Genomic DNA, 9,201 nt, shown 5'->3' on the forward strand with positions numbered 1-9,201 from the left:
CCTGTGCCTACGGTGTTTCGTGACCACAGCCGCTGCCACTCATCGGGCGACGATGACGGGAACGGGTGAGTTACGGAAGACTTTCTGGGCGACGTTCCCGACAACCAGTCGATCGGCTAACGAGCCGCCGTGCGTTCCGAGCACGACCGCATCGAAGTCGTCGGCTCTGTTCAAAATCGCCCGAGCGGGGTGTCCCAGTTGCACTTCGGTGGTGATTTCGACATCGTATTCCGCGGCGGTCTCCCGAGCGCCATCGAATACCTCTTCCGCACGCTCCTCGGCAGCCGCTTCGACGTCATCCGCAAGAGCAAGTGCGGTGGCTGCTCCCCCCAACGGTGAGGGTCCGCCCACGACGTGTAAGACAGTAATCTCCGCGTCGGGATGGTTTTCAAGGGTGTACTTGAGCGCTTGTTGGGCCATCTCCGAGTCGTCCATTGGAACGAGAATCTGTGCGATCATATCGCGACTACGGCCAGACTGTGGATAAAATGGTGGTGCGCTTGCTTCAGAGACGCGACCTATTACCACCGGCTCTGAAGGACCCGCTACCTCGCCAGTGGCTTCTGAAGGTGCGATATCCGTTGGACGAGGCGTGCAAGATGCAGTACACGTACGCAGCACAGAGAGGTCTCAGATTCACTCTGCAACAGCGTGGTGGGCATCGAACGTAGTGTTAAATCAACAGCCTGTCAAACCGTGGCTATGAGCCAAACAATCGACTCGATTCTCGTCCCGACCGACGGCAGTGACGGGGCACGGATAGGGGCCCGGCGAGGTATCAACCTCGCTGCCACAATCGATGCCGACCTCCACGTCCTATCAGCGGTTGACGCCCGTGACATCGAACCGGATCTGAACGCTGATGGGCAGACCGAGCGGGAGCGGCTCCTCGAAACGGAGGCTGAACAGGCGGTGGATTCCATCGCAAGACTTGCCGGGACGCACCTCTCTGGGCGAATCACCACCGCTGTCGAGTCGGGAATCCCGTTCCAGACGATCAACGACTACGTCGATACCCACGACATCGATCTCATCGTTATGGGGACGCAAGGACGGACCGGGTTCGAACGGGTTGTACTCGGGAGCGTTGCAGAAAAGACGCTCCGCACCGCTGATGTCCCGATCGTCACAGTAACTCCGGACGGGGACATCGTCGAAATCGGCGACCAGCAGTACGAGAACGTTCTACTCCCGACTGACGGCAGCGAGGGGGCAGAACTCGCGGTCGAGTGGGGAATCACGCTAGCTGAGGTGTTTGACGCAACGATACACACGCTCTATTCTGTTGACACGAGCCGATTCGGCGGCGTTGAGGGATCAGCAGAGATTCACGATGCGCTTGAGCAAACTGGTCAGAAAGCACTTGAGACGGTCCATGAGCGTGCCAGCGAAGCGGATGTCAGTGTCGCAGGCAATATCGCAAGCGGCCCGGCTGCACGCACGATTCTCTCCTACAGCGAGGAGCACGATATCGACCTCACCGTGATGGGAACGCACGGCCGATCCGGCCTCACTCGATACCTTACCGGGAGCGTCACTGAGACGGTGGTACGTAATTCGGCTATCCCGGTCTGTTGTGTCCCGATGCAGTGACAGGCCTTCGGTCCCTTCTACGATGCCCGCTGTCTTGATGCGCCAGACGCGTGCTGTTTTGCAGTGGTGTACGCTTCCCGGACGCGCTTGAACTCGTCCTCGTTGCCGCCGTGGTCTGGGTGGACCTCCTTGACGCGCTCACGGTAGGCAGATTTCACGTCGTCCAGCGACGCGCTCTGGGTCAGGCCCAGTTCGCTGAATGCCTGCACTGTCGGGTGTGGTTCCTCCTCGGGGTCCGGGCCGAGGTTGACTTCAGGCGTCTCAAAGGGAAGGCGTGCGCCGAGGTAGACGCCAGGCATCTCGTGTTCGACCAGTACAGGGATGGTTGGTGATCGCTCGATTCGGTAATACGCTCGGGCGTCGAACGTGATGGCCACGTCCCGCTTGGGGAGATAGAAGGCGACGTGTTGGCCCTCGACGAAGTGGTTCTCGGCGAACTGCTCGTCGATGGCTGTGAGGTACTCACGGAGCTCCGCCCGGCGTCGCATTTCCCCGCCGTCTGTCGCCTGCCGGTTCGGCCGCTCGGCCGGAAACACACGGTTCGCGAGGACGAACAGTCCAGCGACGACTAGGGTTCCGGCGACACCGAGGACGAGCCCGAGGAGCAGCCACTCCGGTAGGACGCCCGGTTCTGTCTGCACGACCATCTGTTAGGCTCCAGTGGTAAAGAAATTCCCGCTCTCCGGTAACACGTGACTGCGTCAGGCGGACTGCTGTATGTCATTTCCGACCAGCACCAACTCTGTAGCCAGCGAGTACTGTGACCAAGGGGTAACAATCCGTCTCAGCCGATGTATCTGAGGTCTTCGTCGGCGGGTGACGGGGAGTTCTGCTGTTCCATCTCCTGGATCTTCCGGACGACCTCCTCCATCTCGTCGGCACGGTCTTCCAGGGAACTGTAGTCGACTTCGAACCCGATGACTTCCTGCAGGATTTCGAGGACGGCCTGCGCGCTCTTGGGGTCGACCAGATAGCCCGACGTCTCGCCCATGAGGCAACTGGCCGGCACGTCCCGTCGTTTGCTCAGGCCCAGCAGCAGGCCGGAGACGCCGACGATGCCGCCGGCCGGTTCGTCCTCGCGGAAGGCCACACCAGCGTCCTCCAGCGTTTCCTTGAAATCCTCGGTCGTCGTCGCACCGAGCACGTCGTACTCCTCGATGAGTTCGCCAGTTGGGACGCCGCCGAGAGCGAACACCCGCTGGACGCCGAACTCGTCAGCGATGTCGAGGAACGTGTCGGTCAGGCCGTAGTGGCCCTGGTTGTCCTGTGCCTGGTGGTCCCCGGAGAGTACGAGCAGGTCCTGCCCCTCGTCGGGGGTGACGGCGTGGAATTCAGCGCAGGCGAGCTGTGCCTGTCCGTCATCGATACTGACCTGCGGTGGGAAATGCGTCGAGTAGACGCGGCGGACAAGCTCGCTTTCGAGCTCCTCCAGTAGATGCTCTGCGGCAAGTTTCCCGACGTGGCCGACGCCGGGCAAGCCCTCGACCAGTACTGGTTCGTTGAGGTCGGGGTCCGCTACGCGCTCGATGTCGAATTCGTCCATACGGCTTATTCGCGGCTGCGGCGCTTAAGAGAACGTCGATACTCGCCGTAGCTATCTTCAGGAGAGAACGGTGCGGGTGCGCTGTTGACCGCTCCGGCCCCGCATTCGGGACAGGTATCATCCAGCGTGTACACCGGCCGGTCGTGTTCGGACTCCCAGATGGCACAGACGTGGATATCCGATTTCATCGGTGGTGAATCACTGGAGCGATAACCGGCTTACTCGTCGTCTTCGCTGCGTTCGCGGTGGAACTGCCCTGACCCACCGTGTTGCTCAACGACCGTCGCGGCGCGGTCCGCGCTCTCTTCGAGCGCGTCCTCGGCGGTCTTGTAGTCGGGCGCTTGCACCTGAACCCGGTACTCGGGCGAGCCGACGTAGGTCACTTCGAGCTCAATCTCTTCGGGAATCTTGCCGTTGCCCTCCGCAGCTTGGAGCGCTTCCTTGATGATGTCGACGCCGTCGCTTTCGGGACAGGACAGGTCAACGTAGCCGGTGACCTGTACGTACGGCACGGAGACGTTGTTCCGGGCCGTCTGGACGATGGCGTCAATCTCCTCTTCGGAGAGGTCAACGTCTTCGAGGGCGTCCTTGCCGTGGATCGCCGCTGACTCGAACCCGTCGTACATCGAGCCGAACTCCGCCAACAGCTCGTTGGCGATGGCAGCATAGGTCTCGTCGTCCAGATCCTCGCCGAAGGCCAGTTCCATCCAGTTGTCGGCCTTCTGCTCATTTTTCCACTCCTGGATCTTCTCTTTTCGCTGGTGGTCGTTGACGTCCTTGATTGAGAGGTCGATCTGCTGGGCGCTCTCGTCGACGTCAAGCACCTTGGCAACGACTGTCTGCCCTTCGTTGACGTGGTCGCGGACGTTCTTGATCCATCCGCTGGCGACCTCGGAGATGTGACAGAGGCCGCGCTTGCCTTCGTACTCGTCGAGGTCGACGAAGACGCCGAAGTCCTCGATCTCGTCGATCTTGCCGACGACGAGTTCGCCCGGTTCGGGCCAGCCGCTGTATTTCATCCTATCGGGCCTCGACGACGGCGGTCACTTCGCCTTCGATGTCGGCCTTGCCGCCCGTCGGGCGGGCGATAGTGTGGCCACAAACGGCACACGAAACTTCGCTCGCGGCCTTCTCGAAGAGACTCTGTTCGTTCTCGCAGTCGGGACATTCGACGGTGATGAAGCTTCCTGCCATTGTTACTCCTGGAACTCCAGTCGGCCGGCGCGCCATCCTTCGCGGAGGTGGGCCTTCCCACACTCGCCACAGCGGTACTTGAGGTCCGTCTTCTTGGTGGGCTTGTCGCCACCCGGGACCTTCGAGAACTTCCCGTCGTTCCCGATACCGGAATTACGCTCGCGCTGGCGGTCGATCCACTTCATGCCCGTCTGGCGGCCGCTGCGGACTTTCTCGACCTCGTGTTCCTGATGCTCGTTACAGTGCGGACAGTACGTATTGAATCGTCGTGGCATCTGCATAGATATCGGCCTTACCGAGCGATTTGACGTGGCCGCTTAAAACCCGTTTGGTTCGCACCTGCTGTGTGCCCCACAGTACCGTCCCTGCCGCGTGACTATCCGCAACATTCGGTCCGTCCGCGCTCTGCCACAGCGCTGGCTACTGGAACCGGGCTGACGGCCCACTTGATTCGATTCGGACAGCTCCATACACACCTGACTCCGAACCCGAGAGCAGTTCGAGATTCACCGCTTCACCAGCAGAGAATGAATCCAGCTTCGTCGCCAGTTCGTCGTCGATGTAGTCCACAATCTCGTAGGTTTCGTCGGCTTCGACGTCCCGGAGTTCCATCCGTCCGTCATCGTCCATCGGGCTGACAACGACTGAGGCCCGCTCGCACGACCGCTGCTGTTGTTTCAACATACACGACTGTCGCGATTCCGGATATATAAACCTCGGCTATCAGGCTGTTAAGCATCTAGACACGACCAGTAACAATATAAGGACATTCTAGTTACAGGTACTCCCTGTCGATTGGTGCGCTGTGTCGCAATCGCCTTCGAAGTCACTAAGTACGCTGTTGGCAAAGAAACGGGCATGAAGAAGCTCATTATCCACGGCGACCCGGGGCTGCGAAAGGGCGGCCGCATCGAATACGAGGACGAGGAGTACGAGGTGTTCTCGGTCTCGCGGCAGGGTGACTGGCACGGCCCGGACCGGCCACAGCTCTGGTGTACTATCGGCTCGGAAGACGAGGAGGAGACGTTCAAACGGCAGGAGTACATCCCGATGCACCTGGATACAGACGACATCGAGGCCGAGGCCGTCACCGTCCACCGCGAGCGCGCGCCGCCGAACGCTGAGTCCTGAGCGGCCCGTATCGTACCTGAAATCGCCGTTCGCCCACAGTAACCCGTTCCTTTTTCAGAAGTACTTCGGTCGGACCTGATAGATCGTGACGCCGTCGGTTCGCTTTGCTACGGTGACGCCCTGTAGCTGGTCGACAGTCACCTCGCCGTAGCGGGCTCGTTCGGCCGGGCCGACGTAGACGTAGCGCACGTCATACGCTTCGAGGAGTCGGCGTTGCTCTGTGGCGTCCCCGGTGTAAATCGTCTCCACGTCGTCGACACGACGGTTGTACACCGTGTCATTGCGGTACTGGGCCTCGTGGGTCCAGCCCGCGACGGTCGGTAGTCCGGTCAGGCTCGACGGCGCGCTTGCGCCCTTGCCCTCGTTGGCATTCCACTCATAGTCAGCAGGGGCGGCTGTGACAATGGTTGGCCGGCCCTCCGTTGTCGCATCGAGCCATCGAATCGCTTCGGCTTCTTCGGGATGGTCGTCGTCGAGGTACGCCAGCCCGTCCAGCGTTGGGTCGTCAGCGGCAGCAACGTGGTTCGAGAGTGCGAACACACCGTACAGGGACGCTGAACAGACCAGCAGGGCGACGAACGCGCGGACGCCGATGCCTGCCCACGCTCGCGCGCGGTCGCCGGTCGGCCGCCAACGAGTGAGCAGCCACGCCAGCACGGGGCCGGCGGCGGCTCCCCAGAGCACCCACACCTGCATATACGTCTTGAACACGGTGTTCATCCGGCCGATGTTCTCCCTGACGAAGACGAATTCGACGAGGAAAACGAGGCCTGCGCCGGCGAGAATCAGCACGGCTTCGAAGCCAACGGGCCGGTCGCCGCCGTCAGCGAGCGCCGGGACCGCGTCGACGGTGCGGTCAAGTGTCGGCGAGCGCGCGAACAGCCACGCGCCGACCAGTAACGGGGTAAGCAAGCCGACCGCTGCGATGTCAAGTGTCGCGGCGAGCGCCGCCGTTCCGACGGTCACGAGGCCGACGATGCGGGCTGTACTCCGCCCGACGGCACGGCCGGTCTGTGCATACAGGTACAGCCAGAACGGGACGACGAACAGGCCGTGGACGGCCAGGAGCTCAAGCAACGAGGTCCGGTCGGGCAGGACCGCAATCTCGCGGCCGCTCGCCGGGCCGAGCCAGAACGGGAGCGACCAGAGCAGTCCCAGCGCGAGGACGCCGCCAGCGACGGCCAGTCCCATCCCGATTCGGATACCCTCCTGGCCCGGTCCGTTCAGTCGGAGTCGCTGTCCGATAGCATCCGGGAGGAGCGTCGTCGGATCGGCCGGTGCGACGGTGACAGTCAGCAGGGCCAGCCCGCCCATCGACGGGAACGACCACGTGTTCGTCACGGCCATGATGCCCGCGATGGCCGGGAGTGCACCGAAAAGCAGTGCCAGCCGCCGTCGACGCTCGGCGGCCGGTGTCTGGTAGTAGCTGAAACAGAGCGCGGCAGCGAGCAATAGGAAACCCGTGCTCATCATATGGGCGTGCATATCTCCGTTGAGCCAGGAGAACAGTGGGAACTCATCGATGACCAGCGCAGCACCGGGTTCGTACGTACCGAAATCAGATGCCGTGTCCTCGATGACACGGCTCGCGTCCCAGTAGCTGAACGAATCCGGCCCTGCTGCAAGCCCCTTCAGTTCGTAACCCGCCCGCTCGGCGACTGTCTGGCGCAGCCCACCCGGCAGGAGCCAGACGACGAACCTGGCGGGCGTCGACAGATTGCTCGCGATGCCGACACAAAACGCCGTGAGGCCGGCGGCCAGCTGTCGCGGGAGGCCGCGCTCGCTCGCGACAGCGCCCGCCAGTCCGTACGCCGCCGTGACCAGCGTCGCATAAAAGCCCGCCAGCGCGAGATTGTACGCGAACTGTCCGGCGGTGCCCGTTATTCTGGTGAGAATCGCCGCAATGAGATGCCCACCGTAGTAGTACGCGACCGACTCGCCGGCGAACCACATGTCCTCTAGCGGGAGGCTGTCAGCCCGTACGAGCGACTGCAACAGGCCGAAATCGAGGAACTTCTCGCCGCCGATTGGGACAATTGCTGGGTCAAGCGCTCGGATGCCGACGACGAACAGGAACGCGACCGTGAACACGCCGGCCGTCTCCGCGTACATTCGGGCGTTCGGTCCACTGTCGCTCCGCCAGACAGCCAGTGTACTCACAGCGAGCACGGCAACGCCGAGCCAGATGCCAAGCGTCAGCGAGAGGCGGCCGAGGAAATAGGTGATCAGCCACAGTATCGAGACGGCGACCGGGACGCCGAAGGCGAGTCCGTGGTCGGCAAAGCGTGGGAACAATAGTCTGGCGACGGTCCCGCCGGCGTACAGTAATAGAAGGTAGAGGGCGAGCCAGATGGCGAGGAGCCCGTATTCCATCAGTGAAGGGACCGGTTCGCTGGCCTATACGCTTTTTCGTTGCTCCCGCGGTTATCAACTGACTAGGGACCGGTAGCTTCGAACTGTTTTTACTTCCGCCTGTCCGACTACTCGGCAATGTCGCGTTCCGTCGGGGTTGTCCTTCCAGCCTACCGTCCCGACATGGATCAGCTCGGGACCTATATCGCCGCCATCGACGATGCCCTTGCCCCGCAGACAATTGTTGTCGAGCTTGATGCGCCACGAGACGGCGTCCCTGCACAGCTCCGTTCGCTCCCAGCCGAGGTGCACACCGTGCCCTATCGCCGTGGGAAAGGCGCAGCAATCACCGCTGGGTTCGAACGGTTGGAGACCGATGTGCTGGCGTTTGTCGACGCCGATGGGTCGACACCGGTCCGCTCGCTCGAACGGATACTGGACCCGGTCACCGACGGCCAAACGGACCTCGCTGTGGGCTCCCGTCGTCACCCGGACGCGACGGTCGCCACCCATCAGACGTTCGCTCGCCGGTTCCTCGGTGACGGCTTCGCGTGGCTCGCCGGCCAGCTGCTCGACGCGCGGCTGTATGACTACCAGTGCGGTGCGAAAGCCATCGACGCAGCCGCCTGGAACCGGGTCCGTGACCACCTATACGAGCCCGGCTTCGCGTGGGACGTCGAACTGATCGCTATCACCGCGGCGCTGGACTTGCGTATTGAGGAAGTCCCCATCGAGTGGGAGGACAAGCCCGGCTCGACGGTGTCGCCAATACGAACGTCGATAGACCTGCTCGAGGCGCTGTTGACGGCTCGCCACCGATCGAAGCAACTGCGCGATGATCGCCTTCATACGGCTCTGGCTGAGCATCTCGACGAACCAACCGCCCTTATCGAGAAGAACCGATGATAGACATCGAACAGCAGGTTCGACGCATCGTTCCCGACCGGTTCGAGTCACTTGTGTCGGGCGTTCGTTTCGGCCAGTTCGTCTCTGTCGGTGTTGTGGGTGCGATCAGCGACAATACGGTTCTCGCTGTGCTCGGTCTGGCTTTCGGTGTGAGCGACATGTGGGCGAAAGCCGCTGGCGTCGAAACGGCGATTCTCGTGATGTTTCTGGTCAACGAACATTGGACGTTCTCCAGTCAGGGTGCCACCGGTCGTCGTTCGTTCGCCAAGCGACTCGGGAAATCACACCTCGTCCGGTCCGGCGGCGTCGCGGTCCAGCTTGCTATCTACTGGCTGCTCACGCAGTGGTTGACGGTTGAGCTTCTCGTTGCCGGAACTGATCTGTGGTTCATTGCCGCGAGCCCACTCGCCATTGGCGTTGCGATGCTGGTCAACTACGTCGCTGAGAGTATCTTCACTTGGCAGGTCCATGCGGACGAGTGA

General features: G+C 62.0%; 13 protein-coding genes. 4 read left to right on the top strand and 9 right to left on the bottom strand.

From position 1 onward, the window contains the following. Window positions 1-39: 39 nt before the first annotated feature. A complete protein-coding gene (locus tag RBH20_RS02405) occupies window positions 40-459 on the bottom strand; it encodes a universal stress protein (RefSeq protein ID WP_306705139.1) in 420 nt (139 codons plus the stop codon). A 243-nt stretch (window positions 460-702) separates the two neighbouring features. Between RBH20_RS02405 and RBH20_RS02410 the strand changes: the two genes are divergently transcribed. Then, complete coding sequence (locus RBH20_RS02410) at window positions 703-1,593, top strand: universal stress protein (RefSeq protein WP_306705142.1); 891 nt, start codon at window positions 703-705, stop codon at window positions 1,591-1,593. Between the two features lie 17 nt (window positions 1,594-1,610). Here the strand turns inward: RBH20_RS02410 and RBH20_RS02415 are convergent, their stop codons facing one another. From RBH20_RS02415 to RBH20_RS02445, 7 genes are all read right to left on the bottom strand, one after another. After that, window positions 1,611-2,234, bottom strand: a complete 624-nt coding sequence (locus RBH20_RS02415; protein ID WP_306707447.1) for a J domain-containing protein — start codon at window positions 2,232-2,234, stop codon at window positions 1,611-1,613. Window positions 2,235-2,377: 143 nt separating this feature from the next. Continuing rightward, window positions 2,378-3,136: a proteasome assembly chaperone family protein gene (locus tag RBH20_RS02420; protein WP_306705145.1), complete on the bottom strand. Its 759-nt coding sequence runs from the start codon at window positions 3,134-3,136 to the stop codon at window positions 2,378-2,380. Between the two features lie 5 nt (window positions 3,137-3,141). Continuing rightward, a complete protein-coding gene (locus RBH20_RS02425; RefSeq protein WP_306705148.1) occupies window positions 3,142-3,324 on the bottom strand; it encodes an RNA-protein complex protein Nop10 in 183 nt (60 codons plus the stop codon). 30 nt (window positions 3,325-3,354) lie between these two features. Then, entirely contained in the window at window positions 3,355-4,155 is an 801-nt protein-coding gene (locus tag RBH20_RS02430; protein WP_306705150.1) for a translation initiation factor IF-2 subunit alpha, read from the bottom strand. A 1-nt stretch (window position 4,156) separates the two neighbouring features. Next, window positions 4,157-4,330 carry a 30S ribosomal protein S27e gene (locus tag RBH20_RS02435; protein WP_004963588.1) on the bottom strand — a complete coding sequence of 58 codons (174 nt, stop codon included), beginning with the start codon at window positions 4,328-4,330 and terminating at the stop codon, window positions 4,157-4,159. A gap of 2 nt (window positions 4,331-4,332) precedes the next feature. Continuing rightward, entirely contained in the window at window positions 4,333-4,611 is a 279-nt protein-coding gene (locus RBH20_RS02440) for a 50S ribosomal protein L44e (RefSeq protein WP_004593654.1), read from the bottom strand. Window positions 4,612-4,750: 139 nt separating this feature from the next. Continuing rightward, on the bottom strand, window positions 4,751-5,014 hold the full coding sequence (locus RBH20_RS02445; protein WP_306705160.1) for a hypothetical protein: 264 nt from the start codon (window positions 5,012-5,014) through the stop codon (window positions 4,751-4,753). A 174-nt stretch (window positions 5,015-5,188) separates the two neighbouring features. Between RBH20_RS02445 and RBH20_RS02450 the strand changes: the two genes are divergently transcribed. Continuing rightward, the gene (locus RBH20_RS02450; protein ID WP_306707449.1) at window positions 5,189-5,461 is read left to right on the top strand and encodes an HAH_0734 family protein; all 273 of its coding nucleotides are present in this window, start codon (window positions 5,189-5,191) and stop codon (window positions 5,459-5,461) included. Window positions 5,462-5,515: 54 nt separating this feature from the next. Here the strand turns inward: RBH20_RS02450 and RBH20_RS02455 are convergent, their stop codons facing one another. Next, a complete protein-coding gene (locus RBH20_RS02455; RefSeq protein ID WP_306705161.1) occupies window positions 5,516-7,834 on the bottom strand; it encodes a DUF2298 domain-containing protein in 2,319 nt (772 codons plus the stop codon). Window positions 7,835-7,951: 117 nt separating this feature from the next. Between RBH20_RS02455 and RBH20_RS02460 the strand changes: the two genes are divergently transcribed. Further along, window positions 7,952-8,719, top strand: a complete 768-nt coding sequence (locus tag RBH20_RS02460; protein WP_306705163.1) for a glycosyltransferase — start codon at window positions 7,952-7,954, stop codon at window positions 8,717-8,719. Continuing rightward, window positions 8,716-9,201, top strand: coding sequence for a GtrA family protein (locus RBH20_RS02465; protein WP_306705165.1), 486 nt, complete (start codon window positions 8,716-8,718; stop codon window positions 9,199-9,201). The genes RBH20_RS02460 and RBH20_RS02465 overlap by 4 nt, the downstream gene beginning before the upstream one ends.

It is taken from the genome of Haloarcula sp. H-GB4, assembly GCF_030848575.1.
Taxonomy (GTDB): Archaea; Halobacteriota; Halobacteria; order Halobacteriales; family Haloarculaceae; genus Haloarcula.

Bases quoted from the DNA above. Each gene is read 5' to 3' on its own strand.
- RBH20_RS02425 (WP_306705148.1), bottom strand. From the start codon at position 3,324: ATGAAATCGGATATCCACGTCTGTGCCATCTGGGAGTCCGAACACGAC.
- RBH20_RS02455 (WP_306705161.1), bottom strand. From the start codon at position 7,834: ATGGAATACGGGCTCCTCGCCATCTGGCTCGCCCTCTACCTTCTATTA.
- RBH20_RS02435 (WP_004963588.1), bottom strand. From the start codon at position 4,330: ATGGCAGGAAGCTTCATCACCGTCGAATGTCCCGACTGCGAGAACGAA.
- RBH20_RS02450 (WP_306707449.1), top strand. From the start codon at position 5,189: ATGAAGAAGCTCATTATCCACGGCGACCCGGGGCTGCGAAAGGGCGGC.
- RBH20_RS02465 (WP_306705165.1), top strand. From the start codon at position 8,716: ATGATAGACATCGAACAGCAGGTTCGACGCATCGTTCCCGACCGGTTC.
- RBH20_RS02430 (WP_306705150.1), bottom strand. From the start codon at position 4,155: ATGAAATACAGCGGCTGGCCCGAACCGGGCGAACTCGTCGTCGGCAAG.
- RBH20_RS02440 (WP_004593654.1), bottom strand. From the start codon at position 4,611: ATGCAGATGCCACGACGATTCAATACGTACTGTCCGCACTGTAACGAG.
- RBH20_RS02460 (WP_306705163.1), top strand. From the start codon at position 7,952: ATGTCGCGTTCCGTCGGGGTTGTCCTTCCAGCCTACCGTCCCGACATG.
- RBH20_RS02420 (WP_306705145.1), bottom strand. From the start codon at position 3,136: ATGGACGAATTCGACATCGAGCGCGTAGCGGACCCCGACCTCAACGAA.
- RBH20_RS02445 (WP_306705160.1), bottom strand. From the start codon at position 5,014: ATGTTGAAACAACAGCAGCGGTCGTGCGAGCGGGCCTCAGTCGTTGTC.
- RBH20_RS02410 (WP_306705142.1), top strand. From the start codon at position 703: ATGAGCCAAACAATCGACTCGATTCTCGTCCCGACCGACGGCAGTGAC.
- RBH20_RS02405 (WP_306705139.1), bottom strand. From the start codon at position 459: ATGATCGCACAGATTCTCGTTCCAATGGACGACTCGGAGATGGCCCAA.